This is a genomic window from Streptomyces sp. CB01881 (assembly GCF_002953255.1).
In the GTDB taxonomy this organism is placed as follows: Bacteria; Actinomycetota; Actinomycetes; order Streptomycetales; family Streptomycetaceae; genus Kitasatospora.
Window position 1 is genome coordinate 72,836 of sequence record NZ_CP026498.1, and the last position, 19,340, is coordinate 92,175.

At 74.2% G+C, this 19,340-nt stretch carries 23 protein-coding genes; 9 read left to right on the top strand and 14 right to left on the bottom strand.

The genetic code is table 11. From position 1 onward, the window contains the following. Positions 1–93: 93 nt before the first annotated feature. Both C2142_RS00370 and C2142_RS00375 read right to left on the bottom strand, forming a co-directional pair. Complete coding sequence (locus C2142_RS00370; protein WP_148640513.1) at positions 94–756, bottom strand: hypothetical protein; 663 nt, start codon at positions 754–756, stop codon at positions 94–96. A 111-nt stretch (positions 757–867) separates the two neighbouring features. Continuing rightward, positions 868–1,836, bottom strand: coding sequence for an EamA family transporter (locus C2142_RS00375; protein ID WP_148640514.1), 969 nt, complete (start codon positions 1,834–1,836; stop codon positions 868–870). A 69-nt stretch (positions 1,837–1,905) separates the two neighbouring features. On the opposite strand from C2142_RS00375, the gene C2142_RS00380 reads away from it, so the two are divergent. Next, positions 1,906–2,829 (top strand): LysR family transcriptional regulator, encoded by a 924-nt coding sequence (locus C2142_RS00380; protein ID WP_241002291.1) that lies wholly within the window; start codon positions 1,906–1,908, stop codon positions 2,827–2,829. Positions 2,830–3,190: 361 nt separating this feature from the next. Then, positions 3,191–3,661 (top strand): flavodoxin family protein, encoded by a 471-nt coding sequence (locus C2142_RS00385; protein ID WP_148640516.1) that lies wholly within the window; start codon positions 3,191–3,193, stop codon positions 3,659–3,661. A 115-nt stretch (positions 3,662–3,776) separates the two neighbouring features. Here C2142_RS00385 and C2142_RS00390 read toward each other — a convergent pair whose 3' ends face one another. Together C2142_RS00390 and C2142_RS00395 are read right to left on the bottom strand one after the other, a co-directional pair. Further along, positions 3,777–3,983, bottom strand: coding sequence for a DUF397 domain-containing protein (locus C2142_RS00390; protein ID WP_148640517.1), 207 nt, complete (start codon positions 3,981–3,983; stop codon positions 3,777–3,779). Further along, complete coding sequence (locus tag C2142_RS00395; RefSeq protein ID WP_241002292.1) at positions 3,968–4,807, bottom strand: helix-turn-helix transcriptional regulator; 840 nt, start codon at positions 4,805–4,807, stop codon at positions 3,968–3,970. The genes C2142_RS00390 and C2142_RS00395 overlap by 16 nt, the downstream gene beginning before the upstream one ends. Positions 4,808–4,924: 117 nt before the next feature. Between C2142_RS00395 and C2142_RS00400 the strand changes: the two genes are divergently transcribed. Both C2142_RS00400 and C2142_RS00405 read left to right on the top strand, forming a co-directional pair. Further along, entirely contained in the window at positions 4,925–5,128 is a 204-nt protein-coding gene (locus C2142_RS00400) for a hypothetical protein (protein ID WP_148640518.1), read from the top strand. Then, positions 5,128–5,376, top strand: a complete 249-nt coding sequence (locus C2142_RS00405) for a hypothetical protein (RefSeq protein ID WP_148640519.1) — start codon at positions 5,128–5,130, stop codon at positions 5,374–5,376. Before C2142_RS00400 ends, C2142_RS00405 begins: the two co-directional genes overlap by 1 nt. A 188-nt stretch (positions 5,377–5,564) precedes the next feature. Here the strand turns inward: C2142_RS00405 and C2142_RS00410 are convergent, their stop codons facing one another. From C2142_RS00410 to C2142_RS00420, 3 genes are all read right to left on the bottom strand, one after another. Further along, on the bottom strand, positions 5,565–6,071 hold the full coding sequence (locus C2142_RS00410; RefSeq protein ID WP_148640520.1) for a GNAT family N-acetyltransferase: 507 nt from the start codon (positions 6,069–6,071) through the stop codon (positions 5,565–5,567). 132 nt (positions 6,072–6,203) lie between these two features. Then, on the bottom strand, positions 6,204–6,878 hold the full coding sequence (locus C2142_RS00415) for a pyridoxamine 5'-phosphate oxidase family protein (protein ID WP_241002293.1): 675 nt from the start codon (positions 6,876–6,878) through the stop codon (positions 6,204–6,206). Positions 6,879–6,926: 48 nt separating this feature from the next. Beyond that, complete coding sequence (locus C2142_RS00420) at positions 6,927–7,970, bottom strand: zinc-dependent alcohol dehydrogenase family protein (RefSeq protein ID WP_148640521.1); 1,044 nt, start codon at positions 7,968–7,970, stop codon at positions 6,927–6,929. A gap of 508 nt (positions 7,971–8,478) precedes the next feature. Between C2142_RS00420 and C2142_RS00425 the strand changes: the two genes are divergently transcribed. Next, complete coding sequence (locus C2142_RS00425; protein WP_148640522.1) at positions 8,479–10,221, top strand: GAF domain-containing protein; 1,743 nt, start codon at positions 8,479–8,481, stop codon at positions 10,219–10,221. 44 nt (positions 10,222–10,265) lie between these two features. On the opposite strand, the gene C2142_RS00430 is transcribed toward C2142_RS00425, so the two are convergent. Beyond that, the gene (locus tag C2142_RS00430; RefSeq protein WP_174315564.1) at positions 10,266–10,676 is read right to left on the bottom strand and encodes a hypothetical protein; all 411 of its coding nucleotides are present in this window, start codon (positions 10,674–10,676) and stop codon (positions 10,266–10,268) included. Between the two features lie 142 nt (positions 10,677–10,818). On the opposite strand from C2142_RS00430, the gene C2142_RS00435 reads away from it, so the two are divergent. Then, entirely contained in the window at positions 10,819–11,586 is a 768-nt protein-coding gene (locus C2142_RS00435; protein WP_148640523.1) for a GNAT family N-acetyltransferase, read from the top strand. A 38-nt stretch (positions 11,587–11,624) separates the two neighbouring features. Here the strand turns inward: C2142_RS00435 and C2142_RS00440 are convergent, their stop codons facing one another. From C2142_RS00440 to C2142_RS00455, 4 genes are all read right to left on the bottom strand, one after another. Continuing rightward, on the bottom strand, positions 11,625–12,611 hold the full coding sequence (locus C2142_RS00440; protein WP_148640524.1) for a nitroreductase family protein: 987 nt from the start codon (positions 12,609–12,611) through the stop codon (positions 11,625–11,627). Positions 12,612–12,705: 94 nt separating this feature from the next. After that, positions 12,706–13,005 (bottom strand): SHOCT domain-containing protein, encoded by a 300-nt coding sequence (locus C2142_RS00445; RefSeq protein ID WP_241002294.1) that lies wholly within the window; start codon positions 13,003–13,005, stop codon positions 12,706–12,708. A gap of 198 nt (positions 13,006–13,203) precedes the next feature. Next, a complete protein-coding gene (locus C2142_RS00450; RefSeq protein WP_148640526.1) occupies positions 13,204–13,920 on the bottom strand; it encodes a response regulator transcription factor in 717 nt (238 codons plus the stop codon). Positions 13,921–14,041: 121 nt separating this feature from the next. Beyond that, positions 14,042–14,647 (bottom strand): hypothetical protein, encoded by a 606-nt coding sequence (locus C2142_RS00455; RefSeq protein ID WP_148640527.1) that lies wholly within the window; start codon positions 14,645–14,647, stop codon positions 14,042–14,044. 288 nt (positions 14,648–14,935) lie between these two features. On the opposite strand from C2142_RS00455, the gene C2142_RS00460 reads away from it, so the two are divergent. After that, entirely contained in the window at positions 14,936–15,817 is an 882-nt protein-coding gene (locus C2142_RS00460) for a universal stress protein (RefSeq protein WP_148640528.1), read from the top strand. A 52-nt stretch (positions 15,818–15,869) separates the two neighbouring features. After that, complete coding sequence (locus C2142_RS00465; RefSeq protein ID WP_148640529.1) at positions 15,870–16,808, top strand: universal stress protein; 939 nt, start codon at positions 15,870–15,872, stop codon at positions 16,806–16,808. Between the two features lie 11 nt (positions 16,809–16,819). Here C2142_RS00465 and C2142_RS39050 read toward each other — a convergent pair whose 3' ends face one another. Then, positions 16,820–17,239 carry an IS110 family transposase gene (locus C2142_RS39050; RefSeq protein ID WP_241002295.1) on the bottom strand — a complete coding sequence of 140 codons (420 nt, stop codon included), beginning with the start codon at positions 17,237–17,239 and terminating at the stop codon, positions 16,820–16,822. Continuing rightward, positions 17,175–18,074 (bottom strand): IS110 family transposase, encoded by a 900-nt coding sequence (locus C2142_RS00470; protein WP_241002296.1) that lies wholly within the window; start codon positions 18,072–18,074, stop codon positions 17,175–17,177. Before C2142_RS00470 ends, C2142_RS39050 begins: the two co-directional genes overlap by 65 nt. A 505-nt stretch (positions 18,075–18,579) precedes the next feature. Here C2142_RS00470 and C2142_RS00475 point away from each other — a divergent pair. Further along, positions 18,580–19,113, top strand: a complete 534-nt coding sequence (locus C2142_RS00475) for a flavodoxin domain-containing protein (protein ID WP_148640530.1) — start codon at positions 18,580–18,582, stop codon at positions 19,111–19,113. Positions 19,114–19,340 lie beyond the last annotated feature (227 nt).

The window sequence follows — 19,340 nt, forward strand, 5'->3', positions numbered from 1 at the left end:
GCCCGGGGCCCGGGGCCGGCGGGCGGGGCCGGAGGGCGTCAGGGCGTCAGGGCGTCAGGGCGTCAGGGCATGGGGACGTGTCTCACGCGTGGATCAGGCACCGTGATCGGTCGGGCGGGAAGCCTTGTCCGTCCAGCCTCGGGCGAGGGCCAGTCGGCCTGACCGGTGTGCCTCGCGCTGTTCGGTGACCCATCGCTCCACCTGGTCCACGGATGCCGCCGGCGACCGGCCGCTGGTGTCGATCAGGTGGGTGCGCCATCGCGGGTCCCCGGCGGTCCACGTGGTCCACCGGTGCCAGGCCATCTCCGGCCGGCTCCCGTCGATGATGACGTCGGGCCGGAAGCGCGGGTCGCGGGCGTGCCCACGGTGCCAGGCCGCCCAGCCGCAGAAGGCGTCGGTAGCGGCCTGATCCCATCGGCCGCCGTCGCGTACGGCGAGTCGGTCGCGCCGGTCCTGGTCGGCGACATCGATCAGGCAGACGGCGATCCCGTCCAGCAGCGGTGCCGAGGGGGCGGCCAGAACCTCGCCCAGCGGCGAGTTGCCGGACAGCAGCAGGTCCATTCCGCGGGCCTGGTACTCCAGCGCGCGGCGCACCCACACCTCGGTCGTGCGATGGCGCCAGTCGGGCGGGATCGGTGGGTCCGGGACGCCGACCTCGTCGAAGTCGTGCACCACGACCCCGTCCAGTCGGTCGGCGACGGCGAAGGCGAGCGTGGTCTTGCCCGCTCCGCTGGAGCCGGTCAGCTTCAGCAGCATCCGGCCAGGATGACAGGCCGCCAAGGTTTCCGACCGGGATTTTCGGGCCCCGGCGGTCCTCCGCACTCGCCGGACTCCTCCCGCCGGCCCGCCGGCCACTCGTCGGCCTGGTCACCCGGCCTGGTGGACGGGCTCCGGCGTGGTGGGCTCCGGCGTGGTGGGCTCCGGCGTGGTGGGCTCCGGCGCGACCGCCGGGGTGCGGGGAGGTTCGGCGGGTACGCGCCCGCCCGTGCGGACGACGGCGACACCGGCGGTCACCACGCAGGCGACACCCACCAGGCCGGCCGGACCGGGGATCTGGCCGAGCAGCACGGCGCCGATGGCCGTGGCGATGGCCGGCTCCAGGCTCATCAGGGTGCCGAAGGCGGCGGTGGTGAGCCGTCGGAGGGCCAGGAGTTCGAGGCAGAAGGGGAGCAGCGGCGCGAGTGCGGCCAGGAGCAGGCCGACGAGCACCAGCGACGGCGTGAGCCCGCCGATCGCGGACGGGCCGGCGAGGACGGTGGTGACGAGCGCGGCGGTCGGCAGGGACACCGCGAGTCCCTTGAGGCCCTCCACCTGGTCGCCGGCGTGCTGGGTGAGGACGATGTAACCGGCCCAGCAGGCGCCGGCGCCGAGCGCGAGGGCGATGCCGACGAGGTCCGTGCCGCCGTGCCAGGGTTCGGTCAGCAGCAGGACTCCCGCGCCGGCCAGCGCGCTCCACCGCAACAGACCGGCCCGGCGCCCGCCGTACAGGGAGACCGCGAGCGGGCCGAGGTACTCCAGCGCGCTCGCCGTGCCGAGCGGGATGCGGGCGACGGCGAGCATGAACAGGGACATCATCCCCGCGGTGACCACACCGAGGGCCAGGCAGGCCCGCAGGCCGGCGCGGGTGAAGTCGGCGCGCCGGGGCCGGGCCAGCACCAGCAGGATCAGCCCGGCCCAGACCAGCCGGAGCCAGGCGGCGGCGACCGGGCCGAGCCGGTCGAACTGGGCGGCCGAGAGGGCGAGGCCGGCCTGGACGCTGGTCATGGCGGCGAGCGCCATGGCAGCGCCGTACCGGGAGCCGCCACGGCTCGACAGGGCCTGCTTGTGCGGGGTCATGGGGATCATTGGACCGCCTGATGACCATTGCCGTCCACGTGCCATTTCTGGACAGTCCGTTCATGAATCATGAACGATGGAGTGATGGACACCCGCCGTCTCGCCCTGCTCTGCGAGCTGACGCGCCTCGGCTCGATGCGCGCCGTCGCCGAGAGCCTCCACGTCACGACCTCGACCGTGTCGCAGCAGCTCGCCGCACTGTCGAAGGAGGTGGGGCAGGTGCTCGTCGAGCCGGACGGGCGCGGGGTGCGGCTGACCCCGGCCGGCCGGCGGCTCGCCGAGCACGGGGCGCGCATCCTGGACGCGGTGGAGGCCGCCCGGATCGACCTGAGCGCGGGCGCCGAGCCGAACGGCACGGTGCGGGTGGCCGGCTATCTCACGGCGGTGCGGGACCACCTCCTCCCCCTGGTCGTCCGGCTGGCCGAGGCGTACCCGCGGGTGCGGCTGCTGGTGCGCGAGCACGAACCGCCGGAGTCACTGGCACTGCTGGCGGACGACACGGTGGACCTGGCGCTCACCTACGACTACAACCTCGCGCCGGCCCCGGTCGACCCCTCGGCCGACGCGGCCCCACTGTGGACGGCCCGGTGCGGGCTGGGCGTACCGGCGGGCCTGGACGTGCCCGCCGGCGGCGCCGTCCGGATCTTCACCGCCTGTGCCGGGCTGGACTGGATCGTCAACTCCCGCCACACCGCCGACGAGGTGGTGGTGCGCACGCTCTCCTCGATGGCGGGGTTCGACCCCCGGGTCACCCACCGCGCCGACAGCCTCGGCCTCGTCGAGCACATGGTCGCCGCCGGCCTGGGCGTGGCGCTGCTGCCCGCGGGACGTCCGCCCGTCCCCGGTGTTCGCTTCGTCCCGCTGGACGACCCGCCCGTCGTGCTGCGCGCGTACGCGGTGGCGCGCCACGGCCGGCTGCGGTGGCCGGCACTCTCGCTGGTCCGCGAACTGCTGCGCGAGCAGGCCGACCCGGCCGGCGGGCCCCGGGCCTGAGCAGGTCCGCGAGCAGGCCCAGGACGAACACCCGTGCCCGGCGGCGCGGTTCCATCCGGGCGAACCGGCCCGCGATCCGCCCCATGGCCACATCGAACGCCTCCCGCCAACGGACGGGGTCTCTCCTGTGGCCCGCAGCCACCGACCGGTCTTCTGTCTTCACACGCCGGTGATCATCGGTGGCGCCGCACCCGACTCCGCACCGGTCCTGGCCAGCACCATCACCATCCATGACTGAACTGCTGAGCGGCCGGGCGCTCGTCGCCGTCCATCCGGTGTGACCGCCATCACGCTTGGGTGGTGTCACATCTGACGCCGCTGCCCTGTCTTCATGCCGGAAACGAGAGAAGGGATCGTGAAGATGAAGGCCGTCATCGTGTGCGCCTCCGTGTCGCACGGCAATACGCGTCGCGTCGCCGCCGGAATGGCCCAGATACTGGGCGCGAAGGTCGTCTCCCCCGAGCAGGCCGACCTGACGGAGCTGGCCGACGCCGACCTCGTGGGATTCGGCTCGGGTGTCTTCTACGGCAGACTCCACCCCCGCCTGACCGACTTCGTCAAGGCACTTCCCCCCAGGCGGGGCCGGGCGTTCGTGTTCGCCACCAGCGGGCTCCCCGAGATCCCGCCGGCGCCTTTCACCCGCCCCCTGGTCCAACTCCTCGAAGGCAAGGGCTTCCAGGTGGAGGGGAGCTTCTCATGCCGGGGGTTCGACACCTGGATGCCCTTCAAGCTCGTCGGCGGCATCAACAAACAGCGGCCGAACACCGAGGACCTGGCCGCCGCGCGGGCGTTCGCCGAGCGGCTGCGGGACAGGCAAGGGCCGGCGTCCTGACCAGTGCCGCTCCGGGGCGTCGGCCTCCACTGCATCCTGAAGCTCACGCGCCGCCCCGGCGGATTCCGGCCCGCGCCGCCCCGGGGCAGGGCGGCGCGGCCTTCGACGGGAAGACTCAGACGGCGCCGAAGTCGCCGACCCGGACGGCGGCGACGAAGGACTGCCAGGCGGAGGCGGGGAAGAGGAGGGCGGGGCCGTCGGGGTCCTTGGAGTCACGGACGGGCATGACACCGGGGAAGCCGTCGGCCACCTCGACGCACGCGCCGCCGCCACCACTGAAGGAGCTCTTCCTCCAACGCGCGTCTTTCAGATCGACGTCCATTCAAAATCCCTCCGTACCGAGCGGATCATCGCCATCGAGTCGGCCTGGTTCATGGCCTCGATCTGAAGTCGATCGTAGCTCTTGACCAGCGGGAGAACGGCTTCGGCCTCGCGATCGAGGAACCCCCGCTGCTCATTTTCGGAGTACCCGAGCACCCTGCGATCAGGCATGGTAAGGAGGAAAACCATGCGCATGAACGGCCGATTCTCCCCGAGGCTGAACGGGGCCACCTGGATGGCGATGTCCGGCCGCTGAGCCATCGCCTCAAGGTGCAGGAGCTGGGCGATCATCACATCCCGGCCTCCGATCGGTCGGCGGATGCAGCTCTCGTCCAGGACCGCGTGGACGAGCGGCGGTGACGTCCGTTCTAGGCACTGCTGCCTTGTCGTCAGAAAGTTCACACGCTCCTCGGCTTGTCCCCGGGTCGCGCTTCCCTGCCTGACATGCCCGGCCTCCAGAGCGGTTGCGTACTCCACGGTCTGCAACAACCCGGGAACGACATCGATCTCGAACAGGCGAATCTCCGCCGCCCGCGACTCGTAGTTCGCGTACTCCGGGAACCCCGGCACCAGGGCCGTGTGCCGGTGCTGCCAGTACATCAGCGACAGGGTGCCGCCGGTCTCCAGCACCTCGTCCGCCTTGGCGGCGAACTTTTCACTCGGAGGGCGCTGCGCAAGTTCGACGAACGAAACGTAGGACGGGTCGTACTTGACCTTGCGCGCCAGCTGCGCCTGCGTCAGGCCCTGCCCCTCCCGCGACCTGCGGAGTTGGACACCGAAGGGCGCCCACGGGCTGGACGTCGGGTCAAGTTGCTTCTTGTTCACGGCCGCTCCCCCAACATTCCTCGACATCGAGGTCAAGTCGATTGCCGCTTCCGATGCTAGCCGCCATCGCGCCACCATGGGCACGGAACGTGAATGTCCGACTTCGGAGGGTGCTCAATGAGATCTGCTCGACCCGACGCGTCCACCAGGCTCCACGGCTACGGGATCCGCTGGGACCAGGCCGCCCGCCTGTACCGGGTGCGCAACGAGTTCACCGGGGCGTGGCTGCGGGACAACTCCGGCGCGCTGCTGGGATTCTCCTCCTTCACCGCCGCCGACCGGGCCTGGCGCTCCTTCGAGCCGCACCGGCGGGTGGCCTGATGGGACCGATCCTCAACCGCGCGACCGCCGAGCAGCGCCGTGACGCCGCCCTCGCCGTCGAGGAACTCACCGCTGTCCTCGCGCTCGCCGACGCCAAGCTGCCGTCGCTCGAAGTGGACTGGGACTACGGCCGGCTGACCGGTGCCTACCTGATCAACCTCGGCTCCGCCCGCACCGCCCAAGTCCTGCGCATCACCGATCTCCTGCGCAAGGGCCTCCAGCACGAGCGGCAGGCCGACGGTGCCTGAGGTCATCGCCGTCCGGCTCCTCTGGCGGCTGTCCTTCGCCGCCGTCCTCCTCCTCGCCCTCACCCTGCGCCGCGCCGCGCCACGCCGTGTCCGAGAGCACCCTCAGGCGCCGCGACCCCCGCCGGCTCGCCGAGCTCCCCCTCCCCCCTCCACGGGCAGCGCGCCAACTGAGGCCTCCTGGGCGGCGCTCACGGTTCTCGCACCATGCGCAGGTTCGGCAGCCTTCCCCGCCAGAGCTCGCGCTCGCCCGTGGCCTCGAATCCGTGGCGCCGGTAGAAGCGGATCGCGCGCGTGTTGTAGTCGGTGACCCACAGCCGCACGGGTGTGTCCCCCGCCCACGCGAGGAACTCGCGCATCATCCGGTCGCCGAGACCCTGGCCCTGGGCTTCGTTCGACAGGTACATCGGGCCGAGCGTGACCGTCTCCTCCCGGCGGCCGCAGACGAAGCCGACGGTCTGCGCCCCGGAGCGGGCGACGAGGCAGAACAACAGGTCCGGCTGCCGCAGCGCCGCCTCGATGAACGCCCGCCACCCGGCGATCCCGTCCGCCGTGGCGGAGGAGCCGTGCTGCTCGCGGATCCAGGCTTCGTCGATCCCCGCGTCCTCGCAGGGATACGTCTCCAGCCAGACCCTCAACTGAAGAGGGCCGAGAGCCGGGGCGTCGTCGGGGCGGGGCGGTTCGAGTACGTGGGGCATGGACCCATTCTCGACGGCCCGGGGACCCTGCAGACCGGGGCCCCGGGGCAACCTGCGCGCGCAGCAGTCCGGTTCACCTTCGCCCAGGGGCTGTCCTGGACCCGGGCCGGCGCCACCGGGACCGACGTCCCGTCAGGCGGTGCCAAGGCGGCGGCCGGTGATCTCGTCGGGGCGGATGCGCACCCAGAGCGGACGGTCGCCGCCGGCCCACGGGGTGGTGCCGGGCAGTTGCGAGAGCCGCTCTGCCTCGTCGGAGTCGTCGACGTGGTGCGCCTCGCCCAGCACCAGCACGCTCCAGCCGCGGCTCAGGTGGTCGTCGATGTGGTCGACCTGGAACGAGACCGGCGAGCCGTCCGCCGGCGCGGCGCTGCCCCGGGCCGCCGTGCGGTAGACGATCGTGCCCTCGGTCACCGCGTAGTTGACCGGGTAGACGGCCGGCCCCGGCTGGACGGGGAGCCCGACCCGGCCGACACCGTGGGTGCCGATGAGCGACCAGCACTCCGGCTCGGTGAGGTGGAGCAGGAGCGGTCGCGGCCCGGGTGCGGACTGCCCCGGCGGGGCGTCGGCGCGGCCCTCCAACAACTCGGACCAGGACATCCGCAGGGCCCCGCCGATCCGGGCGAACCCGGCCGGGTCGAAGGCCGGGCCCGCGTTCAGCAGGTGCCGGAGGTAGCGGGGTGCCATCGCGGCCTGGTAGGCCAGCATCTGGTCGGTCATGCCGAGTTGGTCGCGCCGCTCGACGACGCGGCGGGCGACGTCGGCGGGGTCGGCCCGGCCGATGACGTCGGGGTCGGGGGTGTGGTTCACGGTGGCTCCTCGGCTCGTCACGGCGGTTCCCGCGCCGGCGCCCGTGGGTCACGCCCGGAAGAGGGCGACCTTCAGGGCGCCGTTCTCCCCGGCGTCGGCGAAGACGTCGTACGCGTCCTGCATCTCGTCCAGGCCGAAGCGGTGGGTGACCAGCCCGGCGACGTCCAGCCGGCCGGCGGCGAGCATGTCGAGCAGCAGCGGGGTGCTGTGGGTGTCGACCAGGCCGGTGGTGATGGTGAGGTTGCGGATCCAGAGCTCCTCCAGGTGCAGCAGGGCCGGTTTGCCGTGCACGCCGACGTTCGCGACCCGCCCGCCGGGCCGGACGACGCGGGTGCAGAGTTCGAAGGACTCGGGCACGCCGACCGCCTCGATCGCCACGTCCGCGCCCAGGCCGTCCCCGCTCAGCGCGCGCACCGCCTCCGGGGGCGCGTCGGCGACGGTGAGGGTGGTGTCCGCGCCGAACCGCTTGGCGGCGTCCAGACGGGCCTGCGCGAGGTCGACCGCGATGATGCGGGCGGGGCTGTAGAGCCGGGCGGTGAGGATCGCGGCCAGGCCGATCGGGCCCGCACCGACGACCACGACGGTGTCGCCGGGCCCCACCCGGCCGTTGTGGACGCCGACCTCGTAGGAGGTGGGCAGGATGTCGGCGAGCAGCAGCGCGGCCTCGTCCGTGACCCCTTCGGGCAGCCGGTGCAGCGAGTTGTCGGCGAAGGGGGTGCGGACGTACTCGGCCTGGCAGCCGTCGACCAGGTGGCCGAGGATCCAGCCGCCACCGCCGGTGCACTGGCCGTAGGCCGCCGCACGGCAGTAGGCGCAGCGGCCGCAGGCCGAGATGCAGGAGACCAGGACGCGGTCGCCGGCCTTGACGGTGCGCACGCCCGGCCCGGTCTCGGTGACGGTGCCGACGGCCTCGTGTCCGAGGACGCGGCCTTCGGCGACCTCGGGGACGTCGCCCTTGAGGATGTGCAGGTCGGTGCCGCAGATGGTGACCGCGTCCACCCGGACGATCGCGTCCTCGGCGTCGCGGAGGACGGGGTCGGGGACCCCTCCCCAGGTACGGCGGCCCGGTCCGTGGTAAGTCAGCGCCTTCATCTCCCGGTCACTCCTCTCGGGCTCCTCGGTCCTCCCCCGCCGTCGGAGCCGGGCGGTGGCGGAGCCGGGCGGTGGCCGGCCTGGACGGCAGCCGACAGCGGGCGGTGGCTGATGCGGGCAGCAGCAGATGCGGGCGGTCGCCGACGCAGGCGGCGGCGGACCCGGACGGTGGCCCCGGTTCCGTTTTGCTCCTCTTCCGTTACTCCTCCAGCCTTCCGCCGAACCGCGGCAGCCGCCAGGGGCGGGCGGGCCCCGGCCCTGGGCCGACCGGCCCTGACCACCGCCCCGGGGCGACGGAGGGCAACGGAGGGCGACGCCCCGGCGGCGGACGGCGACGCCCACGCGGGCGGGGCGGGCAGGCGGGCGGGGCGGGCAAGCGGGCGGGCCGGGGCGCGTTCGGGGGGCTCCGGGGGCGTGTTCGGGGCGCGTCGTCGAACACCAGGCAGGCGGGAGTCGGAAGTCGGGCCCTAGGCTGGTCGGTGGCGTAGGGCGAGCCAGGGAGGACCCCTTGGGCAGCGCATCGGAGAGTTCCGCCCCCGTACCACGGCTGCGTCTGGACGAGCTGCTGGACGAGCTCCAGGCCCGGCTGGACTCGGCCCGGGGCACCCGCGACCGGATCCACAGCCTGCTGGAAGCGGTGCTGTCGGTCGGCCGCGAGCTGGAGCTGACCCAGGCGCTCCACCACATCGTGGAGGCGGCGGTCACCCTGGTGGACGCCGAGTACGGCGCGCTGGGCGTGATCGGCGAGGACCAGCGACTGTCGCAGTTCGTCCCGGTGGGCCTCAGCGAGCAACGGATCAAGCTGATCGGCGCGCTGCCGTCCGGCCACGGCGTGCTGGGCGAGCTGATCCGGCACCCCGAGCCGCTGCGGCTCTCCCGGATCTCCGACCACCCCGCCTCGTACGGCTTCCCCGCCAACCACCCGCCGATGAGCTCCTTCCTGGGGGTGCCGATCCGGGTCCGGGACAGGGTGTTCGGGAACCTCTACCTGACCGAGAAGCGCGGCGGCGCGGAGTTCGACGCCGAGGACGAGTCGGTGCTCGCCACCCTCGCCGTCGCCGCCGGGGTCGCCATCGACAACGCCCGCCTGTACGCGCGGGCGCGGCTGCGCGAGCAGTGGCTGGCGGCGAGCGCCGAGGTGACCAGCGCCCTGCTGTCGGGGAAGGAGGAACAGGACGTGCTCGACCTGCTGGTCGCCCGGGCCGCCGGGATCTCCGGCGCGGACCTCGCCGTCGTCGCACTGCCGCTGCCGGACGGCGGCGCGCTGGAGGTGCGGATCGCCGCCGGGCTGGGTGAGCAGGCGCACCGCGGTCTCGTCCTGCCGGTGCACGGCTCCTTCGTCGGTGCCGCGGTCCTCACCGGCGGGCTGGTGGTCAGCCCGGATGTGCGCAAGGACCCCCGGATCACGTCCGGTCCGCCGCGCTGGGAGGGGCTGGGCCCGGCGGTGGCGGTGCCGATCGGCACGACGGAGCACCGGGTGCGCGGCGTGCTGATGCTGGCCCGGGCCGCGGGCTCGGCGCTGTTCGGCGAGGAGGAGTCCGGACCGCTGCTGGGCTTCGCCGGTCAGGCCGCCGTCGCGATGGAGCTGGCCGAGCGGCGCCGGGACTCCGAGCAGGTGGCGCTGCTGCGGGAGCGCGACCGGATCGCCCGCGACCTGCACGACCTCGCGATCCAGCGGCTCTTCGCCACCGGGATGACCCTTCAGGGCGCCACCCGCTTCATCGACCACCCGGAGGCGTCCGACCGCGTCCTGCGGGCGATCGACGACTTGGACGAGACGGCCAGGACCATCCGCGCCACCATCTTCGGCCTGCGCCTGCGCGAGAGCGGCCCGGCCGCGACCGGTCTGCGCAGCCGGGTGGTCGAGGTGATCGAGCGGGCCGCCCGGACCCTCGGCTTCACCCCCGGCCTGCGGATGTCCGGCCTGCTCGACGTCACCGTGCCCGCCGAGATCGCGGACGCGGCCGTCGCGGTGCTGGAGGAGGCGCTGTCCAACGTCGCCCGGCACGCGAACGCCGGCTCGGCCGAGGTGACGCTCACCGCCGGGACCGAGCTGTCACTGACCGTGACGGACGACGGCGTCGGCCTCCCGGCCGGCGGCCGGCGCAGCGGGCTGGCCAACCTCGCCGACCGCGCCGCCGCCCTCAGCGGCACCTTCACCGCCGGCCCCCGCACCGAGAGTGGCGGCACCGCTCTGGAGTGGCGCGTCCCGCTGGCGAACGAAGGGACCTCCGGGCAGCCAGCCCAGTGACAGGGGAACGTCCACCAGCCGTCCCGGGCGCACCGCGTCAGCACTCACACGTCGCGGCCGACAGCGAGGGTGGTCGGTTGCTCGTCGCGGTTCTCCGGGGTGAAGGCGTCGCGTCGGGCGAGGGTTACCGACAGAGGCAGGCCCAGCCGCTCGGCCGCGTGCCGCCGGACACGCACCTGCGCTCGGGTCCGGGGCCGGAACGAGGGGAGCCGCGAGCAGCCGCAGCCCGGGCGGTGATCGTAGGTCAGACCCTCCGCGAGCACGGTCGCAACGACGGACCATGCCTTCTTGTCGCGTCGCCGGGGCGCCGCGAAGTCGTAGCCGGCGAAGACGAGCGGCTCACGACAGCCGGGGCAGATGCGCTTCCGGATCGGCCACGTGCTGCCCTTGAAGGCGAGCCGGCACGCGACGCACACGTAGTGCCGGAAGGCGCCGTTGAACGCGTGGTAGCACATGGTCCGACAGACTACGCGTCGTCCGCGGGCGGGCCCAGCGGATTCGTGCGCCCCATCTGGCCGGTCAGCCGCCTCGTCAGCCGCCACAGCGCACGGGGGTTGTGGATGAGGGAACAGCGGGACAGCCCTTAGGATCGGCCGGATGCTACCCGTTTCCGTCCATGACCGGGCCGAGTTGGCCACCCTGCTGCGTCGCGATCCCGCACTGCACGCCTACGAGTTGGGCGACCTCGACGACTTCTTCTGGCCCTGGACGAACTGGTACCGCCTCGGTGACAGCGTCGCGTTGGTCTACCACGGCGCGGGGCTGCCGACCCTGCTCGCCTTCGACCGGCCCGAGGACGTGGGCACGCTGCGGAAGTTGCTCGACGGGCTGCTCGTCCTGCTCCCCCGGCGCTTCCACGCCCACATCGCCGAGGGGGCCGAGGACGTGCTCGGCTCGCGGTTCGACGTGGAGTCCAACGGGCTGCACCTCAGGATGGCCCTGACCGACCACGACCGGCTGCTGCGCCAGGAGGCCAGGGGCGAGCAGCTCACCCGTGCCGATCTGCCCGACCTGCTGGCGCTGTACGAGACGGCCTACCCGGGCAACTGGTTCGACCCGCGCATGCTCGACACCGGCCAGTACGTCGGCGTACGGGACAAGGGTGAGCTGGTCGCCGTCGCGGGCGTCCACGTGTGGTCGCCCGAGCAGCGCATAGCCGCCCTGGGCAACGTGACGACGCATCCGCGTGCCCGTGGCCGGGGCATCGGCAAGGCCGTGGTCGCGGAGCTCTGCCGGCGCCTGCTCGGCTCGGCCGATCATGTCGCCCTCAACGTCAAGGCGGCCAACCCGGCGGCGGTCGCGCTCTACACGGCGCTCGGCTTCGAGACGGTCGGCCGCTACCACGAGCTGTCCGTCAGCGGCTGACGGCGGTCGGGGCCGAGGGCTCCCCGGGCGGGCTGCGACTACACCTCCGGGTCCTCCAGCACGTCGGCGGTGGCCAGCCGCGGCGTGGGCGCGCCCTCGGGACCGTAGCCGAGGCGGATCAGCATCTGGACGTGGCCGGGGCGCAGGTGCGGCTCGCGGGCGGCCCAGCGCAGGTAGGGCCACTCCATCGCCTGGTGGAGCAGCGAGGCGCGGACGCCGTGGACGGTGGCGGTGAGCAGGACGTGCTCCAGGGCGAGGCCGGCGCGCAGCCAGTCCACCGGCCCGTCGCGGTCGGTGGCGAGGACGGCGATCCGCGGCTCGCGTTCGAAGGTGGCGGGGGTGCGGTGCTCGGCCGGCCGGATGGCGGCGAAGTCCCGCATCGGCAGTCGGCCCGCCCGGTCCTGCGGCCCGAGGGCGGTGGCGGGGATGCCGTACGGGACGGCGTCCCCGCTGCGGATCCAGTGACGGCTCTCGGTGAGCTGCGCCTGGTCGGTGGTGTTGCGCCGCTCGCCTTCGGCGGTGAGCTCCAGCAGGCGGGCCGTCTCGTCGTGGCCGGGGAGGTGGAGGAGGGCGTCCTCCGCCCGCGCGACCGTCACCAGTTCGTCGAGGACGGCGGGCGGGACCGGGTCCTCGGTGAACGGCATGCGGATGGTGTGGCGGTGCCAGACCGCCTCGTACAGCTGGTCCGTGCCGGGGAGCCGGACGGGCGCCGGGGCGTCCAGCCGGACGGCGGCGAAGAGGTCCGGTTCGGCCGGGTCCGGGAGCAGGCGCACGTCCGGCGCCCAGCCGAGGTGGCGGGCGGCGACGCGCAGGTTGAGCAGTGCCGCGCCGACCGAGATGTGCATGGCGCGGCCCTGGGGGTCGGCGGCCGGGACGGCGCGCTCGCGGGCGGCGCGGACCTCCAGGGTCGAGGTCTCCGGCTGGAGCCGGAAGCGCCAGGGCTGGCTGTTGTGGAGGGAGGGTGCGGCGACCGCTGCGGACACGAGCTTCTCCAGCGCGGCGGCGTCGAGGGTGAGGGTGGTCATGGCCGTCTCCAGGGGTGCGTGCCTTCTGCGGTTCGCGGTCAGCCGGCGGCCGGTCGCGGTCACCTGTTCGCGGTCAGGCGTCAGCGGTCAGCGGTCAACCGCCGGCCGCCGGCCGGCGGCCGGCGGCCGGCGGATCGCCGCGGAGCACGTCCAGGCGTCGGCGGTACTCCTCCGGTTCGATCTCGCCGCGGGCGAGGCGCTCGGCGAGCAGCCGTTCGGGCGTGGGCCGCTCGGTCGGCGGGCCGGCAGGGGGCGGGGCCGCAGGGGGCGGGGCCGCAGGGTGGTGCTGGGAGGCATGGCCGACGTACCGGACCAGGACCACCACGCCGAAGATCAGCAGACCCCAGAAGAGCAGCATGCTCACGGTCATCAGGCCGAATCCCCAGCCGCTCATACCGTGATCGTTCCAGTACATCATCGTGGGCTCCTCGGCCGGGCCGGTGAGGCTTTCCCCCTCACCACCACCGTGCGGCCGGGAGCGGGGCGGGCGCTTGGGCCGTTCGGCTCAATCCCGGGGGCCGTCGGGCTCGGGCGCGCGTCGGGCACGGGTCCCCCGTCGGGCGGCGCGGGAGCTCACGGCGGGCGCGGGAGCTCACGGCCGGTGGTGCTGGGGCGCCTCGGCGTGCGGGCCTTCCAGGTGGTCGGCGTCGGCGTGCGCGGCCAGGACGGCGGCCTGGAGTCGCCGCTCCACGCCCAGTTTGGCGAGCAGCCGCGAGACGTGGTTCTTCACCGTCTTCTCGGCGAGGTAGAGCTCCTGGCCGATCTGCCGGTTGGTCTTGCCCTCCCCCACCAGCGCGAGGATCTCCCGCTCGCGCGGTGTCAGCCGGGCGAGCGCCACGTCGGTCGCGCTCTCCTCATGGTGGCGCAGGCTCTCCATCAGCTTGCGGGTGGTGGCCGGGTCCAGCATGGACTGGCCCGAGGCCACCGTGCGCACCGCGCTGACCAGGTCGGCGCCCTTGACCTGCTTCAGCACGTACCCGGACGCGCCGGCCATGATCGCGTCGAGCAGCGCGTCGTCGTCGTCGAACGAGGTGAGCATCAGGCAGGCCAGCCCGGGCAGCACGTCCCGCAGCTCCCGGCAGACGCTGACCCCGTCGCCGTCCGGCAGCCGCACGTCGAGGACGGCGACGTCCGGACGCAGCGCCGGGACCCGGGCCAGCGCCTGCGCGCAGGTGCCGGCCTCGCCGACGACCTCGATGTCGGGTTCGGCCTCCAGCAGGTCGCGCACGCCGCGCCGGACCACCTCGTGGTCGTCCAGCAGGAACACCCGCACGGTCTGCTCCGGCCCCGCGGACTCCGTCGCGTCCATCGCCTGCTCCCTGGATAGCCCGGCCGTCCCCTCCCCGATTCTGCGCGCCCCGCCCGCCCCGTGCACCGGCGGGCCGGTCGGACCCGCCCGTCGGCAGGTCGGCCGGTGGCAGCCGGACCGGTCAGCGGCGGCCGGACCAGTGCGGCTCCACCCGCTCCCAGTCGGGCTCCCAGCTCCGCTCGGCCCTGCGGTCCAGGGTGTGGCGCCCGGCCTCGTACGCACCGGCCGCCGCCGTCGCGAGCATCGCTCCCGTGCCGAGGCCGACGAGCACGGCGTCCGAGGCGATCAGCCCGGTGCTCCTGGCAGCGGCCGCGGGGTTCCCGGAGTCGTCGAGCAGGATCGGGACGGACGTGCCGACGGGCGTCCCGGCCTGCACGTGGATCGTGCCGCTCCCGGGCCCGGCCGGGTACTCCCAGCGGGCCTCGGCCTGCGCTCGCGGGGCCCCGGCCCGGAAGTCGTCCGACCAGGCCGAGCCGGTCGTCACCGCGGTGACGGCGTGCCGGTGCCGGGCCGTCGCGGCGGCGGTGTGCGTCTCCGTCCGGTACACCAGCAGCGCCGCGCAGACGGACACGGCGGCCGCGGCCGCCAGGAGCAGCGCCAGTGTGGTCACGAGCCGGCTGTAGGCCCGGTCGAGCGGACGGCAGAGCGGGTTCCGGTCCCGGCCCGTGGCGCGGCGGACGTGTCGTCCGAGGGTCGTGTGCGTGGCCGGGAGCTGCTGGGCGGGCATGGCGCACCTCCTCGGGACCGGGCCTGGCGCTGCCGGTCGTGGCCCCAGTGTCCCCCCGCGGGGGCCGCCGCCGCAGGGCCGAGTGGGCCATGTCCCCGGGCCCTCCGGCCCGTGCCCGCCTGCGCGCCCGCCCGTTTTCCCGGCTGCCCGCCCACCCACCTGCCCGGCGACTGCGGGGCCCGCGGGGCCGGACGGCCCTCGCGGCGGGCGGCGGGTCTGCCTAGCGTGGGAGGTCAGGAGCGGGCCGACGTGGCCCCCGTCCGGTCGCCGAGCCTGTGTGGAGGAACCATGACAGCCGCGAGTTCGGACGGCCGGGACCGTCCGGTCGTCCTCGGCGTCGACGCCGCGGCCCCCGGGCCGATGGCGACCGTGTGGGCGGCCGACGAGGCCGCCCGACGGGGACTGCCCCTGCTGCTGGTGCACGCCGTCCCGCCCCAGGACTTCCACGCGCTCGACGAGGACCGCCGCCGCGCGAGGCGGCGTGAGCAGGCCTACGAGACCCTCGACCGGGCCGCGGCGGCGGCCCGCGAGCGGCACCCCGGCCTCGACGTGTCCACCGTCGTCGCGGAGGAGGTGCCGACGGTGGCGCTGTGCCGGGAGTCCGCCCGCGCCGGGCTCGTCGTCCTCGGCACGCGGCGGCTCAGCCGGATGGAGGAGGTGCTGAGCACCTTCTCGGTGACCGTCCCGGTCAGCGCCCAGGCCCACTGCCCGGTCGTCGTCGTCCGCGAGCCCGAGCACGTCACCCAGGACCCCCCGTACGTCGTGGTCGGGGTGGACGGCAGCGCGTCGTCGGCCGCCGCCGTGGACGTCGCCATCGGCCTCGCCGCGGAGCGGCACGCCGACCTGCGCGCCGTCCAGGTCTGGCACCGCCCGGCCATCGGCCGCGTCGACCCGCAGAGCACCGAGCAGGAGCTCCGGCGGCTGCTCGTCGAGGCCACCGCAGGCCCGCGCGGACTCCACCCCGAGGTCCACGTGGCCCACGAGGTGGTCCACGGGCACCCCGTCGAGGAGCTCGCGAAGGCGTCCGAGCACGCGCTCGCCGTCGTCGTCGGCCGCCGGGGCGACGGCGGCTTCACCGGCATGCGGCTCGGCTCCGTGCCGCACGGCCTGCTCCACCGCGCCCACTGCCCGGTCGTCACCGTGCCCACTCCCCCGGACGACGGGCCGTGAGTCCACCCCCGCCCGCCGCCCCCACGGTCCCGTCCGAGTACCGGAGGAACCCATGAACGGACCCGTCGTCGTCGGTTTCGACGGCTCGCCCGAAAGCCTCGCCGCCACCGGCTGGGCGGCCCGGGAGGCGCTGCGCCAGAGGCTCCCCCTGCAGATCCTCCAGGCCTGGCCGTGGCCGGGCACCGACGTGGTCGGGACGGACGAGGCGATCACCCTGAGCCGTCAGCGGCTGGCCGCCCGGGAGGCCGACCTGCGGGCGGAACTCGCCGGCCTGGAGGTGACCTCGGCACACGTCCACAAGGACCCGGCCGAGGCGCTGGAGGCCGCCGGACGGACCGCCTCCCTGCTGGTGCTCGGCTCCCGCGGGCTGAGCACGGTACGCGGCTTCCTGGTCGGCTCGGTGAGCCACCAGGTGCTGCGCAGGGCCGCCTGCCCGGTGGTGCTGGTCCGGGCGGGAGACGGCGGGAGTGACGGCGGCGGGGGCGGCGGCGACGGCGACGGCGGGGACGGGGACGGCAAGGGCCAGGACGGCAACGGTGACGGCGGGGACGGGGACGACGACGCGGGTCGGGAGGTCGTCGCCGGGGTGGACCTCGACCACCCGGGCGACGCCGTCCTGGCGTTCGCCTTCGCGGTCGCGGACCGGCGCCCGGCGCCGCTGCGGGTCGTCCACGCCTGGTCGCCGCGGAGCAGCAGTCACCTGGCGCTGGACGCGATCGGCGCCTTCGACCAAGAGCAGTTGACGGTCGGGACGAGGCGCCTCGCCGACCTCCTGGCGCCCTGGCGGTCCCGGTATCCCCGGGTCGTGGTGGTGCCCGACCTCGTCCAGGGCAGTGCCGCCGCGGCGCTGGTGGACACCTCGGCGGCGGCCGGGCTGGTCGTGATCGGCCGTCGGCTCCGCAGGTCGCCGCTGGGTGCGCACCTGGGCTCGGTGGCCCACGCCGCGATCCACCACGTCCGCTGCCCGGTCGCCGTCGTCCCGCACGACTGAGTTGCCCTGTGTCAAGCCGCTAGTTCGGGATCTTTGGCGAGCAGGGCTTGGAGGGCTCTGTGTCGGGCTGGGTTGTAGGCGGTGTGGTCCTGCCAGCAGTGCCAGATGACGTAGAGCCAGGATCGGGCGAGGATGCGGACCGCGTGCGGGTGGTCGCATCCTCGGTTGATTGCGCGGGTGTAGATGTCATCGGCCCAGGGGTTGGCCCGGCGTGAGTCGCCGGCGAAGTCGCAGACGGCGTCGCGGAGCTGTCTGTCGGCGGCCCAGCGGAAGCCGACATGGCGGGCCTTGCCGGATTGGCGGGTGGAGGGTGCCACTCCGGCCAGGCAGCTGAGGGATTCCGGGGTGGGGAAGCGTGCCCGGCAGTCACCGATCTCGGCGAGGAGTCGGGCTGCGCGGACGGTTCCCGAGCGGGGCAGGGAGGTGAACACGGGGGCGTCGGGGTGCAGGCGCAGTTGCTCGGTGATCTGGTCGGAGAGGGCTTTGATCTGCTCGGTGACGGTGTTCAGGGCCGCGACCAGGGCCCGGGTGACGTGGGTCAGGGCGGTGCCGCGGTTTCCGGTGGGCCCGCGGGGGGGCGTCCTTCAGGCGTCGGCACAGTGTCCGGGCGGTGGTGCGGCCGCTGTAGCCCGCGCCGTCCAGCCAGGCGCTCATGCGGGTGGGGGTGAGCCAGTCCGCGCGGTCCTGGCAGTCGAAGCGGACCAGGAAGCGCAGGCTGACGGGGCTGTCGATGTCGGCGAAGAGACCGACGGCGCCGGGAAGGGCGTTGCGCAGGTGGGCGCGGAGCTGGTTGGCCAGGGCGACGCGGTGGTGGACCAGGTCCTTGCGGGCCCGGCAGGTGACGCGCAGGGCGGTGGTGCGGGGGCTGTCCGGTGTCAGCGGCCGCAGGCGGGCCCGGTCGGTGCGCAGGGTGTCGGCCAGGACGAAGGCGTCGAAGCGGTCGTCCTTGTTCCCGGCCGAGCCGTAGCGCGAGCGGAGGTTCTTGACCTGGTTGGGGCTGATGACCACAACGGTCAGTGCGGCGTCGAGGAGGCTTTGGACCACCGGGCCGTCGGGGCGTTCGATGGCCACCTCCCCGGCGCCCGCCCGGTGCAGGCGTCGGGGCAGGTCGCGCAGTCCTTGGGCGGTGTGGGGGACGGTGAAGCGCTCCAGGGTACGGCCGGTGGCGTCGACGACGGCCACCGCGTGGTCGTCGCGGGCCCAGTCGATTCCGGCGGTTACCGCGCCGGACGGGGTGTTGGGCAGGTGGGCCGGGGCAGAATCCATCACAGCCTCCTCGCTGCTAGCCCAGTGGGGAGGCACCTTGGTTCCCGGACGCGGACTGCCGCTTCGCTCACTGATCGGCGCTCGGTGGCGCACAGCCCTGTAGACGGTCGGCGCGTACCGGTCCGCCGTCGGGCCTCGCGGAACTCAGTCCGGACGTCACAGCGTCGAGCGAGCGGGGCGATGACCCGGCGGCACCACGGTGCATCGGCGGCACGGACACCAGGCCGCCGACAGTCACCAGCCTCCACCAGCACGGTGACCTCGGCACCTGGACGACCTCACCACTGACACCACCAAGGTGCACCAGTGAGCCCGACGGCGCCCGCGGCGCCCGGGCCAGGGGCCCAGTGCCAGGTGACCACTGCCGGGTGATCTCTGCCGGATGACCTCCCGGGTGATCCCTTCCGGGACCGTTCGGCGGCACGGCCGGGCCGAACGGCCCACGCCGCCGTCCCGCGCGGCGCGGCAGCCTGGTGGTGACGACAGGTGACGAGAGGTGAGAGCCATGCACACCGTGATCGTGTACGAGAGCATGTACGGCAACACCCGCGAGATCGCCGAGGCCATCGCCGAGGGTGTCCACCAGGCCGACCCCCGGGCGTCGGTCGACTGCCTCCCGGTCGCCCGGGCGGACGCCGATGTCGCCCGGACGGCGGACCTCCTGGTGGTCGGGGGCCCCACCCACATGCGCGGCATGTCCTCCGGGCTCAGCCGCCGGATGGCCGCCATGGCCGAGGCGAAGAAGGAAGGGCACGAGGACGCCGCCCACGAGGCGTACGAGACCGCCGAGGGCCCGGGTCTGCGCAACTGGTTCCACCAGCTCCCCAAGACGGAGCACGGCACGCACGCCGCGGCCTTCGACACCCGGGGGGCCTCGCCCGGCAGCGGCGGCGCGGCCGCCGGCATCGCCCAGCGGCTCTCCCGCCACCACTACGACGTGGTCGCCGAACCCGAGGGCTTCATCGTCGAGAACGGCGACGGCCCGCTCCGCGAGGGCGAACTCGACCGGGCCCGCGCCTGGGGCGCCGCGCTGGTGTGAGGCCTGCGGCGAAGGCCGGGGCGGGACCCGCGAGCCGCGAGCCGCGCCTGACGGCGGTCCCGCGTGTGCCCGTGCACATGGGCCGGACGCCCCACCCGCGCGGGGTCCTGGCCCGGCCCCGGAGCGGGGGCCGGGGCCTCTGGGACCCGTGCCGGGCTCCGGGCCATGGTGGAGTCCTCCCCGAGAAGGTGACCGCGATGGAACGGATCAGGATCGCCAAGCACCCG

Coding starts and splice junctions, on each gene's coding strand:
- C2142_RS00370 (WP_148640513.1), bottom strand. CDS start 756: ATGCTGCTGAAGCTGACCGGCTCCAGCGGAGCGGGCAAGACCACGCTC.
- C2142_RS00375 (WP_148640514.1), bottom strand. CDS start 1,836: ATGACCCCGCACAAGCAGGCCCTGTCGAGCCGTGGCGGCTCCCGGTAC.
- C2142_RS00380 (WP_241002291.1), top strand. CDS start 1,906: ATGAACGATGGAGTGATGGACACCCGCCGTCTCGCCCTGCTCTGCGAG.
- C2142_RS00385 (WP_148640516.1), top strand. CDS start 3,191: ATGAAGGCCGTCATCGTGTGCGCCTCCGTGTCGCACGGCAATACGCGT.
- C2142_RS00390 (WP_148640517.1), bottom strand. CDS start 3,983: ATGGACGTCGATCTGAAAGACGCGCGTTGGAGGAAGAGCTCCTTCAGT.
- C2142_RS00400 (WP_148640518.1), top strand. CDS start 4,925: ATGAGATCTGCTCGACCCGACGCGTCCACCAGGCTCCACGGCTACGGG.
- C2142_RS00405 (WP_148640519.1), top strand. CDS start 5,128: ATGGGACCGATCCTCAACCGCGCGACCGCCGAGCAGCGCCGTGACGCC.
- C2142_RS00410 (WP_148640520.1), bottom strand. CDS start 6,071: ATGCCCCACGTACTCGAACCGCCCCGCCCCGACGACGCCCCGGCTCTC.
- C2142_RS00420 (WP_148640521.1), bottom strand. CDS start 7,970: ATGAAGGCGCTGACTTACCACGGACCGGGCCGCCGTACCTGGGGAGGG.
- C2142_RS00430 (WP_174315564.1), bottom strand. CDS start 10,676: ATGTGCTACCACGCGTTCAACGGCGCCTTCCGGCACTACGTGTGCGTC.
- C2142_RS00435 (WP_148640523.1), top strand. CDS start 10,819: ATGCTACCCGTTTCCGTCCATGACCGGGCCGAGTTGGCCACCCTGCTG.
- C2142_RS00440 (WP_148640524.1), bottom strand. CDS start 12,611: ATGACCACCCTCACCCTCGACGCCGCCGCGCTGGAGAAGCTCGTGTCC.
- C2142_RS00445 (WP_241002294.1), bottom strand. CDS start 13,005: ATGAGCGGCTGGGGATTCGGCCTGATGACCGTGAGCATGCTGCTCTTC.
- C2142_RS00450 (WP_148640526.1), bottom strand. CDS start 13,920: ATGGACGCGACGGAGTCCGCGGGGCCGGAGCAGACCGTGCGGGTGTTC.
- C2142_RS00455 (WP_148640527.1), bottom strand. CDS start 14,647: ATGCCCGCCCAGCAGCTCCCGGCCACGCACACGACCCTCGGACGACAC.
- C2142_RS00460 (WP_148640528.1), top strand. CDS start 14,936: ATGACAGCCGCGAGTTCGGACGGCCGGGACCGTCCGGTCGTCCTCGGC.
- C2142_RS00465 (WP_148640529.1), top strand. CDS start 15,870: ATGAACGGACCCGTCGTCGTCGGTTTCGACGGCTCGCCCGAAAGCCTC.
- C2142_RS00470 (WP_241002296.1), bottom strand. CDS start 18,074: ATGGATTCTGCCCCGGCCCACCTGCCCAACACCCCGTCCGGCGCGGTA.
- C2142_RS00475 (WP_148640530.1), top strand. CDS start 18,580: ATGCACACCGTGATCGTGTACGAGAGCATGTACGGCAACACCCGCGAG.